Raw genomic sequence first — 25,057 nt, 5'->3', positions numbered from 1 at the left:
GCACTCAACCCCGCAATGCTTGTCGCAGTTGCACGCCGATGTCGGGGCGTTCGGCAAACGGATCGGGCGGGTTGTGACCGTGCACGATGGCGTCAAAACGGGTTTGCGCATTGCCCAAGGCCTTGGGGTGGCTGTAGATGTAAAACTGATCGGCAAGCATGGCATCAAACACCATTTGCGCCACTTGCGCGGCACTGACTTTGCCGCTGCTGACCGCCTTGTTGCTCATGGCTTGACCAATCAGTTGGCTTGGCGTGACCACTTGGGGTTTCAAGGCATCGGGCCGATTGCGTTCGCTGTTGTTGATGCCGGTGGGCACGAAATACGGACACAGCACACTGGCACTGACTTGGTCGGACACCAATTTCAAATCTTGGTAAAGGGTTTCGGTGAGCGACACCACGGCGTGTTTGGTGACGTTGTAGATGCCCATGTTGGGCGGCGTCAGCAGGCCCGCCATGCTGGCGGTGTTGACGATGTGGCCTTGGTAATGCGGGTCTTGTTTGGCGGCCTCCAGCATCATGGGGGTGAACAAGCGCACGCCATGGATGACGCCCCACAGGTTCACGCCCAACAACCATTCCCAGTCCTCTACTGTGTTCTCCCAGACCAAGCCACCGGCGCCCACACCCGCGTTGTTGAACACAAAATGCGGCGCACCAAAGCGTTCAAACACGGCGCTGGCCAAGCCTTGCATCGCGTCGGCATTCGACACATCCACTTTTTTGGCCATCACCGTGGCACCCAGGCTTTTCAGTTCATCGTGGGCTTGCATCAAAGCGTCGGCTTGCACATCCACGATCACCAGGTTCATGCCCAAACGTGCACCGATGCGGGCGCACTCCAGGCCAAAGCCCGAAGCGCCACCTGTCAAGATCGCTGTCTTGCCTTTGAAATCAGAAATCATGCGTCAACCTTTTTCATGATGAAGCCCAAGCGGGGGAAATGCACGTGCACCGTGCCGGTTCGTTCGTGTTCGCGGCGCAAGGTGTAACGGGTGCGCGTGGCGGCCACCAATTCGCCGGTGGTGGGTTCGGTGCCAAAGCTTTCGGCGGCCACCGTGACCATGCTGCCCAAAGCAATGCCGTGCTCGTCTTGGAAAAATTCACCAGACACGGCCACAGGGGTGGCGGCTTTAGCCACCGCCAAGGCTTCTTCGGCGCTCATCTTGGTGGGGCTGCCCTGACCGAAGGCCGCCATGCGGGCGGTCCAGGCTTTCACCACCGGTGTGGCGTCCAAGATACCGGCCAAGATCGGCACTTGCACCTGGGTGAACCACACCGAGTGGTACACCGAGAAATCGGCCAAGCATGGTGTGTCACCCAACAAAAACGCCTGGTGTTCCAACATGCTGGCAATACGACGCAACTGGCTTTTGTACATGCCGGTGCCATCAGCTTGGTGCATGCGGGCGCCACCACCGCGCATGGCTTGCCGGTCTGCGGCAAATGCCTTCACGGTTTCAGGCGTGAAACTGGCCATCACTTGGGCCGCGCCTTGCGGTTGAAAGTTGTAGGCCATGGCCACTGGGAACAACAAGGTGTCGGCCCATTGCGCCACGCTGCGCACCAAGCCCTTGGGGGCTTTGTTGTAGAGCGAGGGCGTGGGTGCCACCTGCTCCAGCACATCGCAAATGAGCGCGGTGTCGCAGTACACATCCGCGCCGATTTGCAGCACCGGTGTTTTGCGGTAGCCGCCCGTGAGGGGCATCAGGTCCGGTTTGGGCATGACCGATGGAATCATCACGCTGTGCCAGGCAAGCTGTTTGAAACCAAAGACAGCGCGGATTTTTTCTGCGAACGGTGACGCGGGGTAGTGGTGAAGAATCATGGCGGATTAAATTTGAACAACTTGTTTGCCGAAGTTTTGGCCCTTGAGCAAACCGAAGAAGGCTGCTGGTGCGCTGGCCAAACCTGCTGCCACGGTTTCGCGTGGGCGAAATTTCCCACTGCCCACCAGTCCGCCGAGTTCTTGCAAAGCCAGCGGCCAATCATCTGGGTGTTCGCTGACGATGAAGCCCTGCACTTTCATGCGGTTCACCAGAATCAGTGACGGGTTGGCCATGGGCAGCGGTTGACCGTTGTAGCCTGCGATCATGCCGCAGACCGCGATGCTGCTGAAATGGTTCATGCGCAACATGACGGCATCCAACACCATGCCACCAACGTTTTCAAAATGGCCATCGATGCCGTCTGGACAAGCCTCTTTCAAGGCTTTTGACAAGGACAGATAGTCTTTGTGTTGTTTGTAGTCGATGCAGGCGTCAAAGCCAAGTTCTTTCACCACATAGTCGCATTTGTCTAGTCCACCGGCGATGCCGACGACGCGGCAACCACGTGCTTTGGCCAGCGCACCAAAGGCGCTGCCTACCGCGCCACTGGCGGCACTCACAGTAAGCGTTTGACCTGCCTTGGCTTCGATGATGCGCACCAAGCCATGCCATGCGGTGACGCCGGGCATGCCCACGGCACCCAGGTAATGGCTGATCGGCACGTGGGTGGTGTCCACCTTGCGCAGCATGCCGGGGGTGTCGGCATCGACCACGCTGTAGGTTTGCCAACCGCCCATGCCGACCACTTTGTCGCCCGCTGCAAATTTGGGATGGCGGCTCTCGACCACTTCACCCACGGTGCCGCCAATCATCACGCTGTTGAGCGGCTGCGGCAGGGTGTAGCTTTTGGTGTCGTTCATGCGGCCACGCATGTAGGGGTCGAGGCTGAGGAAGGCGTGTTTGACCAAGACTTGTTTGTCTTGCAAGGCCGGGGTGTCCAGGGTGACCAACTTGAAGTTGTCGGCCGTGGGTTCGCCGGTGGGGCGGCTGACCAAATGGATTTGGGGGTTTTGGGGCATGAAAGTCTCCTGAAGTTATCCGCCGGTGATGCAAGACACACCGCCGTCGATGGCCAGCCATTGGCCGGTGATGTGTTTGCCTGCATCGGATGCAAACAACACGGTGATGCCTTTCAAATCTTCGTCGTCACCCAAGCGTCGCAAAGGCGCATGGGCGGTCAACACGTCTTCGCCATAGGTTTCAAACGTGCCAGCCGTCATTTTGCTGGGGAAAAAGCCGGGGCAAATGGAATTGACGCGGATGTTGTGAACGCCCCATTCGCCAGCCAGTGCACACGAGAAATTGATGACCGCGGCTTTCGATGTGTTGTAGGCGATGGTGTTGATGCCGGTGGGGTTGCCGCCCAAGCCGGTGATGGACGCGATGTTGACAATGCTGCCACTGCGGCGTGGAATCATGCTGTGCTTGCCGATGTATTGGCTCAAGATGAAATAGCCGCGCACATTCAGGTTCATCACCTTGTCCCAGCCCTCGATCGGATGGTCTTCGGCGGGTGCACCCCAGGCCGCACCAGCGTTGTTGAGCAGCACATCGACATGGCCAAATGTTTTCAAGCTGTGTTCACCCAGTTTTTTCAAATCCTGTTCATCGGCACAGTTGGCGGCCATCCAATGCGCATCAATGCCGGCAGCTTTCAATTCCGCCACGGCTTGCTCTAGTTCTGCGGCCTTGCGTGACGCGATCATCACTTTGGCACCCGCCTCGCCCAAGGCATGCGCCATTTGCAAACCCAGGCCGCGCGAGCCCCCGGTCACCAAGGCGGTTTTGCCGGTCAAATCAAACAGTTGTTTCACAGTGCGGGTCATCTCAGGTTCCTTCAGTGTCAACATCAAAAAGCATCTTCGGGCATGTGGGCGCAAGTTGCGTCTTGACTTGCAACCACGTTCAACCATGCGCCGATTTTGGGCAATTCATAGTGATAGAAAAATTGGCAGGCCTGGCGGCGTCCGACATGAGCCGCCGCTGTGCCCGTGCTGGCCAAGTGCAATTCCAACCAAATCCAGGCCAACACCGTGTGACCAAAGGCTTGCATGTAGGGCACGGCGTTGGCCAGACTCAGGGCGGGGTCTGTCCCCTGCCAAGCCGCATGGGTGGCTTGCAGCACATCGCTCCACGCGTTTTGCAATGCCTGTGCATAGGCTTTGGTTTCTTCGGTGTGGGCCTTGGCCATGGTGACTTGCATGCGCTCGCCCAACAGCGCGAGTCCCAGGCCTTTGTCCATCAATACTTTGCGCCCCAGCAAGTCCATGGCTTGAATGCCGTGGGTGCCTTCATGGATCATGTTCAGGCGTTGATCGCGCCAATACTGTTCCACTGGGAAGTCGCGCGTGTAGCCGTAGCCGCCATGAATTTGGATGGCCAAGCTGTTGGCTTCTAAGCACCATTCGCTGGGCCAACTTTTGATGATGGGTGTCAACACTTCCAGCAACCACTGGGCTTGATGTTGTTGTTCAGGTGTACCGGTGTGCAAGTCATCTACCAAGGTCGCGCCATACAAACCCAGCGCCAGTGCGCCTTCGCCATAGGCTTTTTGCGCCAACAGCATGCGCTTGATGTCGGCGTGTTCAATCAAACGCACCGGGGCTTGCGCCGGGTCTTTGCCCGCCGGGCCCACTGGGCGGCCTTGGGTGCGGGTTTGGGCATAGTTCAGCGAGGCGTAGTAGCCCGCCAAACCCAACATGGTGGCGGCCAGACCGACACCAATGCGGGCTTCGTTCATCATGTGGAACATGCATTGCAAGCCTTTGCCCGGCTCGCCCACCAAATAGCCAATCGCACCTGCACTGCCACGCACCGGGTATTGGCCTTCACCAAAATTCAGCAAGGTGTTGACCGTGCCGCGCCAACCGAGTTTGTGGTTCAATCCGGCCAAAGCCACATCATTGCGTTCACCCGTGAGCTGACCTTGTGTGTCCACCAAATTTTTGGGCACGATGAAGAGCGAAATGCCTTTGGTACCCGGGATGGTTTTGCCGTCAGCCCCGGGAATTTTGGCCAACACCAAATGAATGATGTTCTCGCTCAATTCATGGTCGCCGGTGGAGATCCACATCTTGTGGCCCTTGAGCCGAAACCGGGGGCCCAAGGGGTCTTGCAAGTGGTCTGCGCCATCGGGGGTGGCGCGGGTGGCCACATCCGACAACGACGACCCGGCTTGTGGTTCGCTCAGGCACATGGTGCCAGTGAATCGACCGTTGAATTCGTTCAGGGCAAACACTTCTTTTTGCAAGGCACTGCCATGCTTCATGAGCAAATTGGCATTGCCCACGGTGAGCATGCCACCGCCGATGCTGACGGAGGCACACGCAAAAAAAGCATTGGCGGCCGCCTCGACGGTGAATGGCAATTGCATGCCACCGATGTCATGGCTTTGTGACGCGCTCAACATGCCACTGTCGACATACGCTTGGTGTGCATCGCGGGTGGACTCGGGCAAAACAACCCGCAACCCGCCTTGGCCGTCAGGCTCGGTGCGTGGTTCTTGGGTATCCACTTCACGGTTGAAGGGCGCAAATTTGTCACGGGCGATGCGCTCGCAGGTGTCAAGAACCGCGTCAAATGTTTCGCGACTGTGGTCGGCAAACCGAGGTCGTTGCGTCAAATCTTGAACGCGCAACCAGTCGTGAAGTAGAAATTGCAGACAAGCAGAAAGATGCATGGCACGACACAAAAAAAGGCAAGAATGACCACTGTAGCAGTCATTGACTGCCGCGATTGACTCTGAGATGACACCTCTGGCCTGGCCACTGCCCCTTGTTGGCAGTGGCATTGAGAACGCTAGAGCGGGCTTTGGCGGGGACGCTGAAAATGCAAGCTCAAATCACAACTGCCCCCGCCTGCAAACCAACGTGCTTCAACCTTGGACTGCGGTGACAACCAAGTTTGCGACACCGTGGCATTGCCACGGGTGTAAGAGGCCAACGAATGCGCCATGCCCAAGCGTGGAGACAGTGCATGCACCCAGTCTTGGGCCCGCGCTTTGCAAACCTGATGGGTCACGGCAGCACCTTGGTGCGGCACGCTTGCCACGATTTCGACAATCTGCCCGCCAGCATCGGCCATGGCCATGACGGTGGCAGACATGCCAGCCACCGTGGCTGTCACGACCGATTGATCACGTTCATCACAACCGGGCCCGATTTGCAACGCAGCGCGGTCCCATACAGCCATATGCTGCGCGGCCGTTTGCAGGGCGGATCCAAGCCGAAAGCTGCTCAGCCCCTGAGGATGAAGGGTCAAGTGGGGTGAGGTGGTATCGGCACAGGCCAAGCTGGATGCCAAGGTCAGCCAGCTCGCCACACCAGTGGCGCAAAACCCCTGCCAGCCGTTCACTGCACAGGCTTGACCACGCCGCAGTAACGACGGGCACCGGCTCCACCAATGGGTTGGGCCAAATGATCGTCGCGGTTCTCGTGGATCACGATGGCCGCTCCGTTGTCGTCTAGCAGCGCAGGTCGGCCACCTTGTCCGCTGAGGCTGGCCAGCATGGTGAACAACTCCACCTCCACCGACCCATCAGCATGCACCATCAAATTGGGGAGATCACCAGCATCAGGCCCTTCGGGGTTCATCAGCCCGTGCTTTTTGGCAGAAGGGTTCAGGTGGGCACCGGATGCCACAAAACCTTTGTCACCATCGGCGCAAGTGCCGACCTGATGGACGTGCATGCCTTTGGGCCCTGCAGGCAAACCCTTGGCGCTGACGTGCAGCAAGATGCCATGGGGGCCATCGGTGAAGCGAACTTCACCAACGACTTGACCTGCGCGGTCTTGCAGCACTGCCATGGCTTGATTGCTGGCTTGGGCGGACGCCGTGAACGTCAGTGCAAGCAAGCTTGGCAAGACGGCCATCCATGTGTTCTTCATTGAAATTCCTTCATGATTGAAAAGCTTTACAACACCTCAAACACACCAGCCGCGCCCATGCCGCCGCCAATGCACATGGTGACGCAAACACGTTTGGCACCACGGCGTTTGCCTTCAATCAGGGCATGGCCGGTCAGGCGTTGACCGCTGACACCATAGGGGTGGCCCACAGCGATGGCGCCGCCATTCACGTTCAGCAGTTCAGCGGGAATACCCAGCTTGTCGCGACAGAACAGCACCTGAACTGCAAAGGCTTCATTCAATTCCCACAGGTCGATGTCTTGCACCGTCAGACCCAAACGTTTCAACACTTTGGGAATGGCATACACCGGTCCGATGCCCATTTCATCCGGTTCACAACCGGCCACCGCAAAGCCCAAGAAACGGCCCAGCGGTTTCAAATTGCGCTTGGAGGCCAAGTCTTCGCTCATGATGACGCAAGCACCGGCACCATCGGAAAACTGGGACGCGTTGCCAGCCGACACCACGCCACCGGGCATGGCGGGTTTGATGCCTGCAATGCCTTCTTTGGTGGTGCCATCGCGCAGACCTTCATCCACACTGACGGTGACTTGTTTGGTCATCATGCCCATGACCTTGTCGACCACACCCGCTTGCACCGTGATGGGTGCGATTTCATCGCTGAACTTGCCCGCCGCTTGCGCAGCACACGCTTTTTGCTGGCTGGCGGCACCGTACTCGTCCATGGCATCACGGCCGATGTTGTAGCGCTTGGCCACTTGCTCGGCGGTTTGCAACATGTTCCAGTAAATCTCTGGTTTTTTCTTGTTGAGGGCTGGGTCCATCAGCATGTGCTGGTTCATTTCTTGTTGCACACAGGAAATGCTTTCCACACCACCGGCCACATACACCTCGCCTTCACCCGCGATGATGCGTTGTGAAGCCAGCGCGATGGTTTGCAAACCGGAAGAACAAAAACGGTTGATGGTCAGGCCACTGACGGTGACGGGGCATTCGGCCATCAGGGCGATTTGACGCGCGATGTTGGCACCGGTGGCCCCCTCGGGGTTGGCGCAACCCATGATCACGTCTTCGACTTCGTTGGCTTCGATGCCTGCGCGGGCAATGGCGTGTTTGACCGCGTGGCCACCCAAGGTGGCACCGTGGGTCATGTTGAAAGCACCGCGCCAACTTTTGGCCAAGGGGGTGCGGGCGGTTGAAACAATGACAGCGTTGGTCATGGTGGTTCCTTAATTGAAAGTTTTGCCGTCAGCGACCAAACGGGCCAACAAAGGCGCGGGTTGCCAGAATTGAGCGTCATCATGCGGGTTTTGCGCAAAGCGTTTCATGGCTTGGATGACGTTGAACAAACCGAATTGATCGGCATACAGCATGGGGCCGCCACGGTAGATGGGGAAGCCATAGCCGGTGATGTAGACCATGTCGATGTCGCTGGCCCGGGCTGCAATGCCCTCTTCCAAAATGTAGGCGGCTTCATTCACCAAGGCGAACACCAAGCGTTGCACGATTTCGTCGTCGCTGATCTTGCGGGCGGTGATACCAAGCGAAGTGCGGTGCTTGGCGATCATGTCTTCCACGTCTTTGTTGGGGATGGCGTCGCGCTTGCCCGCCACATAGTCGTACCAGCCCTTGCCCACTTTTTGGCCAAAGCGCCCTTGTTCGCACAACAAGTCGGCAGTTTTGCTGTACTTCATGTGGGGCTTTTCCACATAGCGGCGCTTGCGGATGGCCCAGCCAATGTCGTTGCCCGCCAAGTCGCCCATGCGAAACGGGCCCATGGCGAAACCAAATTTCTCCACCGCTTTGTCAACTTGTTGAGGCGTGCAACCTTCCTCGATCAGGAAGCCTGCTTGACGGCTGTATTGCTCGATCATGCGGTTGCCAATGAAGCCATCGCACACGCCTGAGACCACAGCGGTTTTCTTGATTTTCTTGGCCACGTCCATGACGGTGGCCATGATGTCTTTGCTGGTATCAGCACCGCGCACAACCTCCAGCAGTTTCATCACGTTGGCAGGGCTGAAGAAGTGCAGGCCCACAACGTCTTGGGGGCGCTTGGTGAAATGGGCGATGGCGTTCACATCCAGGGTGGAGGTGTTGGACGCCAAGATGGCACCGGGCTTCATCACCTCGTCGAGTTTGTTGAAGACCTGTTCCTTGACCCCAATTTCCTCGAACACGGCTTCAATCACCAAATCGGCATCGGCCAAGTCTGCGTAGTTCAAGGTGCTGGACAACAAGGCCATGCGTTGCTGGAATTTGTCTTCCTTCAACTTGCCTTTTTTCACCTGGGCTTGGTAGTTCTTCTCGATGATGGCAATGCCTTTGTCCAAAGCTTCTTGCTTCATCTCCAAAATTTTCACCGAGATACCGGCATTCAAGAAGTTCATGCTGATGCCGCCACCCATGGTGCCCGCACCAATCACGGCCACGCTCTTGATCTCGCGTTTGGGCGTGTCGGCCGGTACATCGTCGATTTTGGAGGCCGCACGTTGGGCCATGAACAAATGGCGCAAAGCGCGGGACTCTGGGGTCCACATCAGGTTGATGAAGATTTCGCGCTCGGCTGTCATGCCATCGTCGAATTTCATTTTGGTGGCGTTTTGCACCGCTTCAATGCATTTCAAAGGCGCAGGGTATTTGCCCTTGGTCATGCCGTTGACCATGTTGGTGCTGAATTTGAAGAAGGCGTCTGCATTCGGGTGTTTGCAAGGCAGGTCGCGCACACGCGGCAACGGACTGGTGCCCACCACGCCTTTGGCAAAGGCCATGGCTTCATCCAGCAACTTGCCAGCGGAGGACGCCATCTCGTCGAACAATTTTTGGCCCGGCAACATGGCCAGCATCTCGCTTTGAATCGCTTCGCCGCTGACGATCATGTTGAGGGCGGCTTCAACGCCAATGACGCGGGGCAGGCGTTGGGTGCCGCCCGCACCAGGCACCAAGCCCAGCTTGACCTCGGGCAAGGCCACCGAGCAACCAGGGGCGGCCACGCGGTAATGGCAACCCAGCGCCAACTCGAGACCGCCGCCCATGACCACCGTGTGGACCGCCGCCACGGTGGGCTTGGGACAGTTTTCCAGCGCCGTGATCAGGTTGAGCAAATTCGGCTCTTGCAGGGCTTTGGGCGAACCGAATTCTTTGATGTCAGCGCCGCCCGAAAAGGCTTTGCCTGCGCCGGTGACCACGATGGCTTTGACCGCGTCATTGGCCACCGCTTGGTCCAGTCCCTGCATGAAGGCTTGGCGCGTGGCCAAACCCAAGCCATTGACCGGCGGATTGTTCAAGGTGATCACGGCGACGTCGCCGTGAACTGCGTAATCAGCACTCATAGGGGTTCCTTGTCAGAAGCGTTGTTGCGTGGAGAAGTATAAAAAAGAACGACCGTTCTATTTTATACCTCAAGCCATTCTTGCCGAATCGACGCGTTTTCACGCAGCTCGGCTGGGGTGCCATCGAACACGATGCTGCCGTGCCCCATGACCAAGGCGCGGTCGGAGATGTTCATGGCGATGGTGAGTTTTTGTTCAATCAGCACCACGGATACGCCTCGGTTGCGCAACTCGCGCAGAAAGTCACCCACCAAGGCGACGATCTTGGGTGCCAAACCTTCGGTGGGTTCATCGATGATGACCAGATCGGGGTCGCCCATGAGGGTGCGACACAGGGTGAGCATTTGTTGTTCTCCACCTGACAAGACCCCTGCTTCGGTGTGCTGGCGTTCGCGCAGCCGAGGAAACAAGTTGTACATGTCCTCAAAGTTCCAGCGCCCGGTGGGTTTGTCCCCTTTGAGGCCGAGCAACAGGTTTTGCTGCACTGTGAGTTTGGGAAAGATGTCACGGTTTTCAGGCACGTAGCCCAAACCCATGTGGGCGATGTCAAAGGGCTTGCGATTGAGCAAGCTCTGGCCTTTGAACTGCAAATCGCCGTGGCATTGCACCAATCCCATGATGGCTTTGGCGGTGGTGGATCGGCCCGAGCCATTGCGACCCAACAGCGCCACGATTTCACCCTGCCCGACGCTGAAATTCACGCCTTGCAACACATGGCTTTTGCCGTAATACGCATGAAGGTCTTGGATGTGCAGCATGTCAGTGGCCTTGTTCTTCCATGCTGCCCAAATAGGCCTCTTGCACCCGCGCATTGGCGCGGATCTTGTCGGGGGTGTCGTAGGCAATGATTTCGCCATACACCAGCACGGCGATTTTGTCGGCCAAACCAAACACCACGCCCATGTCGTGCTCCACCGTGAGCAGGGTTTTGCCCTGGGTGACGTCTTTGATGAGTTCGATGAAGCGCTCGGTTTCGCTGTTGCTCATACCGGCCGTCGGTTCATCCAGCAACACCACGTTCGCGCCACCAGCCATGGTGATGCCAATTTCCAAAGCACGCTGCTCTGCATAGGTCAGGTTCATGGCCAAGACCTCGCTTTTGGCCTGCAAATGAATGCGTTCCATCCATTCATGAGCCAAGGCATTGGCGTCTTTCAGGTTGCCCAAGAAAGACCAAAAACTGTAGCGGTGACCCAGGCCCCACAAGACCGCGCAGCGCAAGTTTTCAAACACGCTGAGCTTGGGGAAGATGTTGGTGATTTGGAAACTGCGCGACAAGCCCAGCCGGTTGATCTCGAAGGGTTTGCAACCGTCAATGCGTTGCTGGTTCAAATAAATCTGCCCACTGGTCGGGGCAAAACGTCCGCTGATCAAGTTGAACAAGGTGGACTTGCCTGCCCCATTCGGGCCAATGATGGCCACGCGTTCGCCGCTGAAAACTTCCAAGTCCACACCGCGAATGATCTCTGTGTTGCCAAATTTTTTCGCGACTGCTTGCAAACGCAATGAAACAGAATCGGTCATGACTTCTCCTGCTTTGCTTGCGCGTTGATTTCGGATTGAATATCCGCCCAGATCGGCATGAAGCGTTGACGCAACCATTCAAAGCCAGCCAATCCCACCAAGGCGATGGCCAATGACGCCAGCCAAGTACTTGGTGCTTGGGCATTGAGTATCAAACCAGCAAATGGCAGATCAGGTCCCAAAGAGGCATTGAGTTGCTGGTGGTAAATCATTTCAACCAAGGCACCGGCACCTGCCAGCATCAGCAAACAAGTGAAAGCCATGCCCACATAGATGGGCACCAAGCGTCGCAGCGCACCAACCTGCATCACCCGCACATTGGCCATGATCAAACCGGCCAAACCGCCGGGCGCATAAATCACCATGAACAAGAACACCAAGCCCAAATACAACAGCCAAGCTTTGGTGATCTCTGAAAGCAACACAAAGGCCAAGACCATCAAAATGCCGCCAATGATGGGGCCAAAAAAGAAAGTCGCACCGCCCAAGAATGTGAACAACAAATAAGCACCCGAGCGAGCGGGCCCCACCACTTCGGCAGTGACAATTTCAAAATTCAAGGCGCCCAAGCCACCGGCAATGCCAGCAAAAAAACCGGCGATGATGAAAGCACGGTAGCGCACTTGCTGTGTGTTGTAGCCAATGAACTCGACCCGCTCTGGGTTGTCGCGCACCGCATTCAAGATCCGTCCCAACGGTGTTTGAGTGAAGGCATAAAGCAACCCAACCGAGACAAATGTGTAGATGGCGATCAGGTAATAGACCTGTCTTTGCGGACCAAATGTGATGCCCCAAAAAGCTTGGCCCACGACACGGTTGCCAGACACACCGGCCTCGCCACCAAAAAACTCCGAGAACATGAGCGACATGGCAAACACCAACTCGGCCATGCCCAAGGTGATCATGGAAAAAGCGGTGCCGGACTTGCGCGTGGTGACATAGCCGAGCAACACCGCAAAGCCCAAACCGGCCACGCCCCCCACCAAGGGCAACAAGACGACAGGAATGTAGAGGTTGCCGTTGCTAACCGCATTCAGCGCATGGATCGTGAGGTAACTGCCCAAGCCGGTGTAAACAGCATGGCCAAAACTCAGCATGCCCCCTTGACCCAACAAGATGTTGTAAGACAGGCAAGCAATGATGGCGATGCCCATTTGAGACAGCATGGTCATCGACAGGTTGCTGATGAACACCCAAGGAGCGACCAACAACACCAAGGCAAAGCCCAGCCAGATGGTGTAGTTTGCGGTGCTGGAGAGGTGCTGATGTCGCATCATGTTTCACGCTTTCCCAGCAAGCCCCGCGGGCGAAAAATCAAAATCAAGACCAAAAACAAATACGGCAAGATGGGCGCGGCTTGGGACACCGTCAACTTGGCGAAAGAATTGTTTTGCAGGCTTGCACTGCTGGCGACGCCCAAGTCGCTTAGCAATTGCAAAACGGAATAATCAATGGCCACGGCAAAAGTCTGAATGATGCCAATCAGCAAGGAAGCCAAAAAAGCGCCGCTGAGGGAGCCCATGCCACCGACCACCACCACCACAAAAACCACCGAGCCGACTGTGGCCGCCATGGCGGGTTCGGTGATGAAGGTAAAGCCACCAATCACGCCTGCCAAAGCAGCCAGACCGGTCCCCATGGCAAACACCATCATGAAAATACGCGGCACGTTGTGGCCCAGCGTTTCGACAGTTTCGGGATGGGTGAGTGCGGCTTGAATCACCAACCCCGCCCTTGTGCGGGTGAGCACCCACCAAAGACTCACCACCATGGCAATCGCGGTGACCATGATGAAGGCTCGGGTGGCTGGGAATGGGGTGCAAATCACGCGCACCGCCTCTGCCGACTGGCAAGCCGCACCGGCGGCACCAGCGACCAATGACAAACCTTGCTCGGCATGGTTGATCAAGGTGAAGACCGGGCCCTGCAATTCACTTGGTGGATTGAATTCAACAGCCACCCGGCCCCAAATCAACTGAACCAACTCCAACACAATGTAGGACAAACCAAAGGTGACCAGCAGTTCCGACACATGGCCGTATTTGTGTACCTTGCGCAGCACCTGGCTTTCAAACAAAGCACCGGCTGCGCCAGTGAGGATGGGGGCCAATAGCAAGGCAGGCCAAAAGCCGATGACGCCTGCCAAGGTGTAGGCCAAATAAGCACCCAGCATGTAGAAACTGGCGTGTGCAAAGTTCAACACGCCCATCATGCTGAAGATCAGCGTCAGGCCCGAGCTGAGCATGAACAGCAGCAGGCCATAGCTCAGGCCATTGAGCATGGAGATCAGAAAAAACTCCATGTCAGCCTGTTACTTGAATTCTGTGCAAGGCTGCATCCATTCCCACCAACAGCATCTTCACGGTTCAGGGCATTTTCATTTGGCAACTGGTGGGTGTGCTGGACACATAAGGCTCGAAAGTTTTGACAAGTGCCAAAGTCATGCCCGTGTTTTCAGCGCTGTAGGGGAATTTTTTATCTGCTTTCTGCCAGACGGTGACAAACAGTGTTTGTTGCAACTGGTGGTCGAGTTTGCGCATCTCCATGTCGCCATTGAAACCTTTGAATTTCATGCCATGCATGGCGGCGGCCACCTTGACCGGATCGGTGGATTTGGTTTGGGCCATGGCTTGCGTCAGCACATCAAAGATGCTGACCATCGAGCCGGTGTAGAGATCGTCGTTGTGTTTGGCTTTGAAGCCTGCCATGTGCTTGCCCATGACACCGCCCATGTTGTAGTGTGCATAAGCCACTTGATAGACCCGTCCTGCGGCGTTTTGACCCAGCGCAGTGGGCGTGCCTGTGACACCGGTGTAATAGGTGAAGAACTTGCCGTTGTAGCCACCTTCGTTGGCCGCTTTGACCAACAAAGCCAGGTCGGAGCCCCAGTTGCCGGTGATGACCGAGTCGGCACCAGAGGCTTTGATTTTGGCAATGTAGGGTGCGAAGTCGCGCACTTGGGCCAAAGGATGCAGGTCTTCGCCCACGATTTGGATGTCCGGGCGCTTGCGTGCCAAGTTTTCCTTGGCGTACTTGACGACTTGCTGACCGTGCGAATAATTTTGGTTGAGCAAATAAATTTTCTTGACCGAGGGTTGCTCTTTGATGAAGGTGGTCATGGCTTCCATTTTCATGGAGGTATCTGCATCAAAGCGGAAATGCCAGTAACTGCATTTGCTGTTGGTGAAATCAGGGTCCACCGCCGAGTGGTTCAAGAAAATAATTTCTTTGCCCGGATTGCGCTCGTTGTGCTTGTTCACCGCGTCAAGCAAGGCACCGGCCACCGAAGAGCCATTGCCTTGCGTGATGTAGCGCACGCCTTGGTCGATCGCAGACTTGAGCAGGTTCAGACTTTCGGCTGGGCTGAGCTTGTTGTCCAGGCCCAAAATTTCAAATTTCACACCAGCCACATTGTTTTTGTTGTATTCCTCGGCCAGGTACTGAAGTGTTTTGAGCTGATTGGAGCCGACAGGCGCCATCAGGCCGGAGAGTGGATCGATCCATGCAATTTTGACGGTTTCGCCTTTTTGAGCCCAAGCATTGACCGAGCTCAACAGACCCCATGCCAACAACCAACCGAATTTGCCAAAGCGCATGCTTTTCTCCTCATTCAAAGACTTCAGAGCCTAACTTCAATTGATGGACCGACCGGCTAGGGAATCCCCTAGCAAGGCCGATCTTGTGAAAAGAGCCAGCCTGCTCAGATCGGCAGTTTGTAATCGGCAAGTTGCTCTCGCAAACGGGTTTTGAGCATCTTGCCGGTGGCGCCCAAGGGAATGGCCTCGACAAACACCACGTCATCGGGGATTTGCCATTTGGCGATCTTGCCCTCATAAAACTGGAGCAAAGCGTCGCGCTCTAACGTGGTACCAGGTCGCTTGACCACCACCACAATGGGTCGCTCATCCCACTTGGGGTGCGCCATCCCAATGCAAGCAGCCATCGCCACCTCAGGGTGGGCCATGGCGATGTTTTCCACGTCAATCGAGCTGATCCACTCACCGCCAGATTTGATGACGTCTTTGCTGCGGTCGGTGATTTGCATGAAGCCTTCGGGGTCCACGGTGGCCACGTCCCCGGTGGGGAACCAACCATCCACCAGCGGTGAGCCACCCTCTTGTTTGTAGTACTCGCGCACCACCCACGGGCCTTTGACCAACAAATCGCCATAAGCCTTGCCATCGTGCGGTTGCTCCACGCCTTGGTCATCGACGATTTTGAAATCCACACCAAAAATAGCGCGGCCTTGCTTCAAGCGGATTTTCATTTGCTCGTCTTTGGGCAACGCCAGGTGCTTGTTTTTCAGGGTGCACAAGGTGCCCAAGGGGCTGAGCTCGGTCATGCCCCAGGCGTGCAGCACTTCCACGTTGTAGTCGTCGTTGAAGGCTTGGATCATGGCCGGTGGGCAGGCTGAGCCGCCAATCACGGTGCGCTTCAAATGGCTGAATCGCAAGTTGCCGGCCTTCAAATGGCCCAACAGCATTTGCCAAACCGTGGGCACGCCAGCGGCCAAGGTCACTTGCTCGGTCTCAAGCAATTCGTAAACCGACTTGCCATCCAACGCCGCCCCTGGAAAAACCAGTTTGCATCCCACCATGGCCGCGCTGTAGGGGATGCCCCAGGCGTTCACATGAAACATGGGCACCACCGGCAAGACACTGTCGCGCGCAGACAAACACATCACATCAGGCAAAGCGCAGGCATAGGCGTGCAGCAAGGTCGATCGGTGGCTGTAGAGCGCGGCTTTGGGGTTGCCGGTGGTGCCACTCGTGTAGCACATGCATGAAGCGGTGTTCTCGTCCAGGTCGGGCCAGTGATAGGTGTTGGCTTGCGAATGAATCCAAGATTCATAGCTCACCAGGTTGGGGACGCCCGTGTCGGCAGGCAGTTTGTCGGCGTCGCACAAAGCCACCCAATGCTTCACAGTGGGACATAGCGCATGGATGTTTTGAACGATCGGCAAAAACGTCATGTCAAAACACAGCACATGGTCTTCGGCGTGGTTGACGATCCAAGCAATTTGCTCGGGGTGCAAACGCGGATTCAAGGTGTGCAAGACACGGCCACTGCCGCTGACACCAAAATAAATTTCCAAATGCCGATAGCCGTTCCAAGCCAGCGTGGCAATCCGCGCACCTTGCGCCACCTTCCAAGCATCGATGGCATTGGCCACTTGGCGGGAGCGCTTGGCGATCGTGGCCCAGTTGCTGCGGTGGATGTCGCCCTCGATGCGACGTGAAATGATTTCTGTGTCTGCGTGGTGCTTTTCAGCAAACTCGATCAGCGAAGCAATCGACAAGTTTTGGCTCTGCATCAATCCCAACATGGGAAGTCTCCTTAATGGCACTCGGGTGCGTGTTGTTTCCACGTATTGTGCACAATCCCCTCATGCCAGCCTTAGACAACCAGCCTTTCACCTTGCCCTGGCGCAACCGTTATGCGGCGCTTGGCCTTGATTTTTTAAGCCCTGTGGCGCCAACCCCTTTGCCCGATTTGCATTGGGTGGCTCAAAACACCGCATTGGCTTCGGACATGGGTTTGCCCGCTTCATTCTGGAACGACCCACAGGTGTTGGCCGCGCTGGGAGGCAGTGCCACCTTGGATGGAAGCACGACCTTGGCCAGTGTCTACAGCGGCCACCAATTTGGCGTCTGGGCGGGCCAATTGGGCGATGGCCGCGCCTTGTGGCTTGGTGAAATAGACACGCCCATGGGGCCTCAAGAGTTGCAACTCAAAGGCGCCGGCAAAACCCCCTACTCCCGCATGGGCGATGGCCGCGCCGTTTTGCGCTCCAGCATCCGAGAGTACTTGTGCAGCGAAGCCATGCATGCGCTTGGCATCCCCACCACCCGGGCCTTGGCCTTGGTGGGTTCACCTGCCAAAGTGATTCGCGAAGAGCTTGAAACCGCCGCCGTGGTCACCCGCGTGGCGCCCAGTTTTTTGCGCTTTGGTCACTTGGAACACTTCGCGGCCAAAGGACAGCTTCAGCAGCTTCAAAGCTTGGTGGATTTTTTCATCGCGCACCAATGGCCCGATTTGCAGTCCTTTGACGCAGGCCCAGCGCGTTACACCGCCTTGTTGGCGCGGGTGTCTGAACGCACCGCTGCCTTGTTGGCGCAATGGCAATCGGTCGGTTTTTGCCACGGCGTGATGAACACCGACAACATGAGCTTGTTGGGCCTGACCATCGACTATGGTCCGTTTCAATTCTTGGATGGCTTTGACCCCAGTCACATTTGCAACCACTCTGACCACCAAGGCCGTTACGCTTATGCGCGTCAACCGCAAATTGCTTTTTGGAATTTGTACTGCCTGGGACAGGCGCTGATGCCCCTGATCAACGACCAAGACCTGGCGGTTTCTGCTTTGGAAGGCTTCAAAACCGACTACCCCAAAAGCTTGGACCAACAATTTGCAGCCAAGTTGGGCTTGCAACAGCGCCAAAGCACAGACCATGATTTGATTCACAGCTTGCTGACATTGTTGGCCACCGAAAAAACGGATTTCACGATTTTTTGGCGGCGCTTGAGCCATGCTGTGGCGGATCTCGCCTCAATGAGCACGGCAGTTGCATTCACACCGGTGCGTGATTTGTTCATTCAACACGGCGCTTGGGATGCTTGGTTGCCCGATTATTTGCAGCGTCTTGAACCGCAAAATGCGGCTCAGACGGGCCAACAGATGCTCAACACCAATCCCAAATTCGTGCTGCGCAACCATTTGGGCGAGGCCTCCATCAATCAAGCGAAAATAGGCGACTTTGCCGGTGTGCAAACACTCTTCACCCTGCTGTCCTCGCCCTTCGAGGAACACCCGGGGTTTGACGACTTTGCCGCCTTTCCGCCCGACTGGGCCTCCTCCATTTCCATCAGCTGTTCCTCATGACCTTGCCTGACAACAACGCCGATTGGCGTGCCCATTTGGCCGCCAAAAACGCCGAACCAGTGGCGTTTGAAGTGACCCGCATGGCGGCCACCGAGCGACCTTTCACTGGCCGCTACGAAGCCCACTGGGCTGCGGGCAGCTACCACTGCATTTGCTGCGACGCCAAATTATTCGATGCCGACACCAAGTTTGACGCTGGTTGCGGGTGGCCCAGCTTTTCCAAAGCCGCACAGCCGCAGGCCATCGAGGAACGTGTCGACAGAGCGCACGGCATGCTGCGCACTGAAACGGTTTGTGCCCATTGCAAGGCCCACTTAGGACACGTCTTTCCAGATGGTCCTGCACCCACGGGTTTGCGCTACTGCATGAATTCAGCCGCTTTGGCGTTTGAACCTGCCAAGGATTGACGCGATGAAACTGCTGATTGATTTTTTCCCCATCATTTTGTTTTTCGTCACTTTCAAATTGGCGGGTATTTTTTATGCGACTGCTGTCGCGATCCTTGCCACCTTGATTCAAATTGCCTGGTTGTTCAAGAAAAACGGTCGCGTTGAAGCCATGCATTGGATCAGCTTGGGTGTCATCGTTGTGTTTGGCGGGGCCACCCTGCTGACTCAAAATGAAACCTTCATCAAATGGAAACCCACCATCTTGTATGCGCTCATGGGCGGCGTTTTGTTGATCGGGCAGTTCATCTTCAAACGCAATTTTTTAAAAAGCCTCATGGGTTCACAAATGGTTTTGCCCGAGGCTGTTTGGCGGCAATTGCTCTTGAGTTGGGTCGGGTTTTTCAGCTTCATGGGCCTGCTCAACCTTTGGGTGGCCTACAACTTCGACACCGACACCTGGGTGAATTTCAAAATGTTCGGCGGCCTGGGTTTGATGGTGGTGTTTGTCATCTTGCAAGCCTTGTTCCTTAGCCGACACGTTCAGCCCGACACCAAAGAAGAAGAAGCCAAACCATGAACATCACTGCCGACCAATTGCATGATCGTCTTTCCACCCAATTACAGCCCTTTGCCTTGCAGGTGCTTGATGAAAGCGCAGACCATGCCGGTCATGCGGGTTCGGATGGGTCGGGTCAAGGCACGCATTTTCGGGTGCGCATCGGGGCTGGGGTTTTTCAGGGCTTGAGCCGCGTGGCCAAGCATCGGCTTGTGTATGATGCCCTGCAACAATTCACCGACCAAGGCATGCACGCTTTGGCCATTGAAATTGTGGATACAACTGATTGATATGTTTGGTTAGTTTCAAAGTCCGGCCCTTGGCCGCCCCGATCAATTCGAAAGTGATTCATGAATAAAACATCTGTGACATCGGCTGCTGCCTTGCTGGTTTTGGCCTTTGCGAGCCTGCATGTCAACGCCCAAAACCTCGCCATTGTCAATGGAAAAGCTGTTCCAAAGGCAAGAATGACCGCACTGGCTGCACAACTCGAGCGCTCTGGCAAGCCCGTTGGACCGGAAATGGAACAACAATTGCGCGAAGAAGTGATTGCGCGTGAAATCTTCATGCAAGAGGCCCAAAGACGAGGCATGGAAGCCAATGAAGACTTTAGATTTCAAATGGAAATGGCCAAACAAAGTCTTTTGATTCGCGAGTTGTTCACTGACTTTCAGAAGAACACGGTGATCAGCGATGCTGAAGCCAAAGCCGAATACGACCGCTACATGGCCAACGCAGGCGACGGCAAAGAATACCGCGCCCGACACATCCTGGTTGAAAAAGAAGACCAAGCCAAGGCCATCATTGCGAGCTTGAAAAAAGGCGGCAAGTTTGAAGAGATTGCCAAAAAGCAGTCCAAGGATCCAGGCTCAGGTGCCAATGGTGGCGATTTGGAATGGGCGACACCCCAAACTTTCGTGAAGGAATTTTCGGATGCGATGGTGGCGTTGAAAAAAGGACAGTTCACTGAAACACCTGTGAAGAGCCAATTTGGTTTCCACATCATCCGTCTGGATGATCTGCGCGACACACCCCAACCCAAGTTCGAAGACGTCAAGCCAGAAATCGTGCAACAGCTCCAGCAAAACAAACTGGTTGATTTTCAAAAGGCTTTGCGGGATAAAGCCAAAATCGAATAACTGCGGTTATCAGGCACCCCTTAGCGGTGTTTGAGGCCAGCTTCTAGATCCTGCAGCCAAGCTGGCCACCTCAAGTTGGGCCTGATTCATCATCAGGCCCAACCGCTCAATGCGAACTGGGGTTGATCAAGTGGCTCAGCGTGAAAACTTCGCTGTTGAGCAACTTGGCAGTGCGGATTTTTTCAAATTCGTTGAGGATGCTTGACGCATCCGTGTGATTTTGAATCAGCAACTTGATGAGTTGCTCTTGCTGTCGGTGCAAGATGGCCACTTTCTTCAGGGCATCGGCCAATGCCTTCATCTCGGGCGATTCATCTTTGGTTTCATGGGGAACGTCCATCAAGCCCTGCTTGTTCTCACCCAGTGTCAACGCTGTTTGATGGCCTTGATGGTGGCTGTTCATGACGTTCAAATCATCTTGCAACTGGCTCAAGTGGTTCACACTGTTGTAGAGCAAATCTGCCAGTTCACGGTCTCGGGTGATGCTCATGGGGTTGCTTCTCAATGGTTGATGACAGGCCTCAGTCTACCCAACGGCGGGCATTGCGCCACAAGCGTATCCAAGGGCTGAGATCTTCAGGCTTGGCATCAGCATGGCCAGGTGCCCAGCTGAACTGCAATTGGCGAAACACCCGCTCGGGGTGCGGCATCATGGCGGTGAAGCGGCCGTCAGGCGTGGTGACAGCCGTCAAGCCTTGCGGGCTGCCGTTCGGGTTGAACGGGTAGGCCTCGGTGGCCAGTCCATGGTTGTTGACAAAACGCATGGCGGCAATCGCTTGAGTGGGATCGCCCCGCTTTTCAAAATTGGCAAAGCCTTCGCCATGTGCAACGGCGATAGGGAGGCGGGAACCGGCCAAACCTTGGAAAAACAAACTCGGTGAATCGAGCACTTCCACCATCGACAAACGCGCCTCAAAGCGTTCGCTTTGGTTGGTGGTGAAGCGGGGCCAGTGCTCGGCACCCGGAATCAAGCTGGCCAGCTCAGCAAACATTTGACAGCCATTGCAAACGCCCAGTCCAAAGGTGTCACTGCGGTCAAAGAAGCTTTGAAATTGCGCAGCCAACACCGGGTTGAAGGTGATGCTTCGCGCCCAGCCGATGCCTGCGCCCAAGGTGTCGCCATAACTGAAGCCACCACAGGCCACCAAGCCCTTGAAGTCTTTCAGGTTGGCGCGGCCTTGCTGCAAATCGGTCATGTGCACGTCATAGGCTTCGAAGCCTGCTTCGGTGAAGGCATAAGCCATTTCCACATGGGAATTGACGCCCTGCTCGCGCAAAATGGCAACGCGTGGACGGCTTTGACCCACATAAGGCGCGGCCACATTGTCCAAAGCACCTGCGGACAAATGCAGATGCAAACCAGGGTCTTGGGGGTCACCGGCTGCAGCATGTTCGGCATCGGCCGTGGCGGGGTTGTCGCGCTCGCGGGCGATTTTCCAACTCACGCTGTCCCATACTTGGTGCAAATCCTGCAATGGCGCACTGAAAATTTCTTTGGCATCGCGCCAAACACTCACCTGACCCACACCACGTTGCACTTCAGAATGCGCGGGACGGGTTTTGCCAATCACATGGCTGTGCTTGGACAAGCCGTGTTGCCGCAGCACCTGCATCACGCGGTCGCGTTCTGAGCCCCGTACTTGAACCACCACGCCCAACTCTTCATTGAACAAGGCTTGCAAACTGCGTTCGTCTCGGCGCACTGAAACTTGTTGCGCCCAGTTTTTGCTGTCGCCGTGGTCGGCGCGGCTGTCTTGGATGCCGTCGCCCTCGTTCACCAGCAAATCGATGTTCAAGGTCACGCCCACATGACCGGCAAAGGCCATTTCACAAACCATGGCCCACAAACCGCCGTCGCTTCTATCGTGGTAGGCCAACAGCAAGCCTTGTTGACGTAAATCGTTCACCGCATGCACCAACTTGATGAGGTCTTGGGCATCGTCCAAATCCGGCACATCGCCACCGGCTTGGTTCAACACTTGCGCCAAGATGCTGGCACCCATGCGGTGCTGGCCTTGGCCCAAGTCAATCAAAATCAGGCTGGTGTCGTCTTCGGCGTTGAGTTGCGGGGTCAACGTGCCGCGCACATCGGCCAGTGATGCAAAGGCGGTGATGACCAAACTCACCGGTGACGTGACCTGTTTGGTTTGACCCTGGTCTTGCCAGCGGGTTTTCATTGACAAGCTGTCTTTGCCCACCGGAATCGAGATGCCCAGTTCGGGGCACAACTGCATACCCACGGCTTGCACCGTGTCAAACAAAGCAGCGTCTTCACCGGGTTCGCCACATGCGGCCATCCAGTTGGCCGACAACTTCAACTTGCCCAACTCGATGGGTGCCGCCAAGATGTTGGTGATGGCTTCAGCCACCGCCATGCGCCCGGAAGCGGGCGCGTTCAAAGCCGCCAGCGGGCTGCGCTCACCCAAGCTCATGGCTTCACCGGCCACACCTTTGAAATCAGCCAGCGTGACCGCGCAATCAGCCACCGGCACTTGCCATGGCCCGACCATTTGATCCCGGTGGCTCAAACCGCCCACGGTGCGGTCCCCGATGGTGATGAGGAAGCGTTTGCTGGCCACGGTGGGGTGGCTCAGCACTTGAATCACGGCGTCTTGCAAACGCACATCGCTCAGGTTCAAAGGCGGCGATTGGCGCTGAACGCGTTGAACATCGCGCAGCATTTTGGGCGGCTTGCCCAGCAACACGTCCAAGGGCATGTTGACCGGTGTGTCCAAGGGTTTTTGGCTGACCACCAGTTTGCGCGTCGCCGATGCCACACCGACCACCGCAAAAGGGCAACGCTCGCGCTCACAGAAAGATTTGAATTGATCCAACGAGCTGGGGTCGATCGCCAACACATAGCGTTCCTGGCTTTCATTGCTCCAAATTTCTTTGGGCGACAAACCACTTTCTTCCAGTGGCACTTGGCGCAAATCAAAACGGGCGCCGCGACCGGCATCATTCACCAATTCAGGGAAAGCGTTGGACAAACCACCGGCGCCCACATCGTGGATGGCCAAGATGGGCGTCATCGGTCCCAAGGCATTGCAATGGTTGATCACCTCTTGGGCACGACGCTGAATTTCGGGGTTGCCGCGTTGCACCGAATCAAAATCCAGCGCCACGCTGTTGGTGCCACTGGCCAAGGAACTGGCAGCACCGCCGCCCATGCCAATGCGCATGCCCGGACCACCCAGTTGAATCAGCAAGGTGCCGGGCGGGAATTCAATTTTGTGGGTCAGTTCTTGGCGAATCACGCCCAAGCCACCGGCCAGCATGATGGGCTTGTGGTAGCCCCGTTGCACCCCATCCACCACTTGCTCGTATTCGCGAAAGTAACCCAGCAAATTGGGGCGGCCAAATTCATTGTTGAAAGCCGCGCCACCCAAGGGGCCTTCGGTCATGATGTCCAAGGCTGAGGCCATGTGGGCCGGTTGACCCAGCGTGCTGCCCCAGAGCTTTGACACGCTGAAACCGGTGAGGCCTGCTTTGGGTTTGGCGCCGCGCCCGGTGGCGCCTTCGTCGCGAATTTCCCCGCCCGCCCCCGTGGCGGCCCCGGGGTAAGGCGAAATGGCGGTCGGGTGGTTGTGGGTTTCCACCTTCATCAAGACATGTTGCACACCTTGGCCCTTGTCGTAGCGCGGCATGAAGCCCGTGAGGGGTGCGCTGAAGGTTTCGACCCGATGCCCTTTCATCACGGCGGCGTTGTCGGCATAAGCCACCACAGTGTGTTGCGGGTTCAGTTGGTGGGTGTTGCGGATCATGCCAAACAAGCTGTGGTTTTGCGCTTGGCCATCGACGATGAAGTCTGCATTGAAAATTTTGTGGCGGCAGTGCTCGCTGTTGGCCTGCGCAAACATCATCAGCTCGGCGTCACTCGGGTTGCGATCGAGTTGTTTGAAAGCTTGCAGCAGGTAGTCGATCTCATCGTCAGCCAGCGCTAAACCCCAGTCGGTGTTGGCCTTCACCAGGGCTGCACGTCCACCTTGCTTCACATCCACAAAGGCCAGGGGCTGGGCTGGCAAACTGGTCAACAAAGATTGCGCGTCCTGCCTGTTGGGCCAAACCGATTCGGTCATGCGGTCGTGCAACAAGGCTTGCAATGCCGATGTCACTGACGCTGAAAGGCTGGGCTTGAGACCTTGCAAGTGGAATTCGGTCAGTCGTTCCAAACGTCGCAACTTGAAACCGCAGTTGCGGGCGATGTCGGTGGCCTTAGAGGCCCAAGGAGACACCGTGCCCATGCGCGGCGACACCACGCAAGAGACGCCAGCGGCTGCCGCTTCAGAGGGGCTGCTTTGGACATCGAGCAATTGCGCCATGCGCTGGTGGTCGGCCGTTGCCAGCGGCTGTTCGGTTGCCAACAAGTAGATGTGGTGGGCAGTGAAACTTTGGATCTCGGGGCAAACCGCTTGGAGTTTGGCCAGCAGGCCTTGGGATTTGAATGCGCTGAAGGCGGAGCCGCCATCAAAAAAACGGATATGAAGTGTCACGGACGGCCTTGGACGTTGAGAGCTTGCGCACGTTGGCGTA

The 25,057-nt window shown here is 56.4% G+C and carries 22 protein-coding genes; 5 read left to right on the top strand and 17 right to left on the bottom strand.

The annotated features are described in order from the left end of the window. Positions 1–4: 4 nt before the first annotated feature. The 15 genes from AC8GFP_RS12785 to AC8GFP_RS12715 form a co-directional block, all read right to left on the bottom strand. Positions 5–907, bottom strand: coding sequence for an SDR family oxidoreductase (locus AC8GFP_RS12785; RefSeq protein ID WP_506613778.1), 903 nt, complete (start codon positions 905–907; stop codon positions 5–7). Further along, positions 904–1,830: a glutathione S-transferase family protein gene (locus AC8GFP_RS12780; RefSeq protein WP_506613776.1), complete on the bottom strand. Its 927-nt coding sequence runs from the start codon at positions 1,828–1,830 to the stop codon at positions 904–906. Before AC8GFP_RS12780 ends, AC8GFP_RS12785 begins: the two co-directional genes overlap by 4 nt. A gap of 6 nt (positions 1,831–1,836) precedes the next feature. Continuing rightward, positions 1,837–2,850 (bottom strand): NADP-dependent oxidoreductase, encoded by a 1,014-nt coding sequence (locus AC8GFP_RS12775; RefSeq protein ID WP_506613773.1) that lies wholly within the window; start codon positions 2,848–2,850, stop codon positions 1,837–1,839. Between the two features lie 15 nt (positions 2,851–2,865). After that, positions 2,866–3,657: an SDR family oxidoreductase gene (locus AC8GFP_RS12770; protein WP_506613771.1), complete on the bottom strand. Its 792-nt coding sequence runs from the start codon at positions 3,655–3,657 to the stop codon at positions 2,866–2,868. Positions 3,658–3,680: 23 nt separating this feature from the next. Then, complete coding sequence (locus AC8GFP_RS12765; RefSeq protein ID WP_506613769.1) at positions 3,681–5,510, bottom strand: acyl-CoA dehydrogenase; 1,830 nt, start codon at positions 5,508–5,510, stop codon at positions 3,681–3,683. 119 nt (positions 5,511–5,629) lie between these two features. Then, entirely contained in the window at positions 5,630–6,022 is a 393-nt protein-coding gene (locus AC8GFP_RS12760; protein WP_506613768.1) for a hypothetical protein, read from the bottom strand. 158 nt (positions 6,023–6,180) lie between these two features. Beyond that, positions 6,181–6,717, bottom strand: a complete 537-nt coding sequence (locus AC8GFP_RS12755; RefSeq protein WP_506613766.1) for a superoxide dismutase family protein — start codon at positions 6,715–6,717, stop codon at positions 6,181–6,183. Between the two features lie 26 nt (positions 6,718–6,743). Next, entirely contained in the window at positions 6,744–7,919 is a 1,176-nt protein-coding gene (locus AC8GFP_RS12750; protein WP_506613764.1) for an acetyl-CoA C-acyltransferase, read from the bottom strand. A gap of 9 nt (positions 7,920–7,928) precedes the next feature. After that, complete coding sequence (locus AC8GFP_RS12745) at positions 7,929–10,031, bottom strand: 3-hydroxyacyl-CoA dehydrogenase NAD-binding domain-containing protein (RefSeq protein WP_506613762.1); 2,103 nt, start codon at positions 10,029–10,031, stop codon at positions 7,929–7,931. A gap of 62 nt (positions 10,032–10,093) precedes the next feature. Continuing rightward, positions 10,094–10,789, bottom strand: a complete 696-nt coding sequence (locus AC8GFP_RS12740; RefSeq protein WP_506613760.1) for an ABC transporter ATP-binding protein — start codon at positions 10,787–10,789, stop codon at positions 10,094–10,096. A 1-nt stretch (position 10,790) separates the two neighbouring features. Next, positions 10,791–11,555, bottom strand: a complete 765-nt coding sequence (locus AC8GFP_RS12735; RefSeq protein WP_506613758.1) for an ABC transporter ATP-binding protein — start codon at positions 11,553–11,555, stop codon at positions 10,791–10,793. Then, positions 11,552–12,832 (bottom strand): branched-chain amino acid ABC transporter permease, encoded by a 1,281-nt coding sequence (locus tag AC8GFP_RS12730; protein WP_506613756.1) that lies wholly within the window; start codon positions 12,830–12,832, stop codon positions 11,552–11,554. Before AC8GFP_RS12730 ends, AC8GFP_RS12735 begins: the two co-directional genes overlap by 4 nt. Next, positions 12,829–13,857 carry a branched-chain amino acid ABC transporter permease gene (locus tag AC8GFP_RS12725; protein WP_506613754.1) on the bottom strand — a complete coding sequence of 343 codons (1,029 nt, stop codon included), beginning with the start codon at positions 13,855–13,857 and terminating at the stop codon, positions 12,829–12,831. The genes AC8GFP_RS12730 and AC8GFP_RS12725 overlap by 4 nt, the downstream gene beginning before the upstream one ends. A gap of 64 nt (positions 13,858–13,921) precedes the next feature. Next, on the bottom strand, positions 13,922–15,151 hold the full coding sequence (locus AC8GFP_RS12720) for a branched-chain amino acid ABC transporter substrate-binding protein (RefSeq protein ID WP_506613752.1): 1,230 nt from the start codon (positions 15,149–15,151) through the stop codon (positions 13,922–13,924). A gap of 104 nt (positions 15,152–15,255) precedes the next feature. Next, positions 15,256–16,881 (bottom strand): 3-(methylthio)propionyl-CoA ligase, encoded by a 1,626-nt coding sequence (locus AC8GFP_RS12715; RefSeq protein WP_506613750.1) that lies wholly within the window; start codon positions 16,879–16,881, stop codon positions 15,256–15,258. 62 nt (positions 16,882–16,943) lie between these two features. Here AC8GFP_RS12715 and AC8GFP_RS12710 point away from each other — a divergent pair, with 62 nt between their 5' ends. Genes AC8GFP_RS12710 through AC8GFP_RS12690 form a run of 5 tightly spaced genes read left to right on the top strand, consistent with a single transcriptional unit; the run spans position 16,944 to position 20,524 of the window. Then, entirely contained in the window at positions 16,944–18,440 is a 1,497-nt protein-coding gene (locus AC8GFP_RS12710) for a protein adenylyltransferase SelO (protein ID WP_506613748.1), read from the top strand. Continuing rightward, complete coding sequence (gene msrB, locus AC8GFP_RS12705; protein WP_506613746.1) at positions 18,437–18,847, top strand: peptide-methionine (R)-S-oxide reductase MsrB; 411 nt, start codon at positions 18,437–18,439, stop codon at positions 18,845–18,847. The genes AC8GFP_RS12710 and msrB overlap by 4 nt, the downstream gene beginning before the upstream one ends. Positions 18,848–18,851: 4 nt before the next feature. Then, positions 18,852–19,406, top strand: coding sequence for a septation protein A (locus tag AC8GFP_RS12700; protein WP_506613744.1), 555 nt, complete (start codon positions 18,852–18,854; stop codon positions 19,404–19,406). Continuing rightward, the gene (locus AC8GFP_RS12695; RefSeq protein ID WP_506613742.1) at positions 19,403–19,675 is read left to right on the top strand and encodes a BolA family protein; all 273 of its coding nucleotides are present in this window, start codon (positions 19,403–19,405) and stop codon (positions 19,673–19,675) included. The genes AC8GFP_RS12700 and AC8GFP_RS12695 overlap by 4 nt, the downstream gene beginning before the upstream one ends. A gap of 60 nt (positions 19,676–19,735) precedes the next feature. Continuing rightward, positions 19,736–20,524, top strand: a complete 789-nt coding sequence (locus AC8GFP_RS12690; protein WP_506613740.1) for a peptidylprolyl isomerase — start codon at positions 19,736–19,738, stop codon at positions 20,522–20,524. Between the two features lie 106 nt (positions 20,525–20,630). Here AC8GFP_RS12690 and AC8GFP_RS12685 read toward each other — a convergent pair whose 3' ends face one another. Further along, positions 20,631–21,014: a hypothetical protein gene (locus AC8GFP_RS12685; RefSeq protein WP_506613738.1), complete on the bottom strand. Its 384-nt coding sequence runs from the start codon at positions 21,012–21,014 to the stop codon at positions 20,631–20,633. 31 nt (positions 21,015–21,045) lie between these two features. Then, a complete protein-coding gene (gene purL / locus AC8GFP_RS12680; protein ID WP_506613736.1) occupies positions 21,046–25,017 on the bottom strand; it encodes a phosphoribosylformylglycinamidine synthase in 3,972 nt (1,323 codons plus the stop codon). Positions 25,018–25,057: the final 40 nt, after the last annotated feature.

The sequence above is a fragment of the Limnohabitans simekii (SeqCode) genome, assembly GCF_965234735.1.
GTDB lineage: Bacteria > Pseudomonadota > Gammaproteobacteria > Burkholderiales > Burkholderiaceae_C > Limnohabitans > Limnohabitans simekii.
The sequence above is the reverse complement of the archived record's forward strand: the minus strand, read 5'-3'. Positions and strand labels throughout refer to the sequence as shown.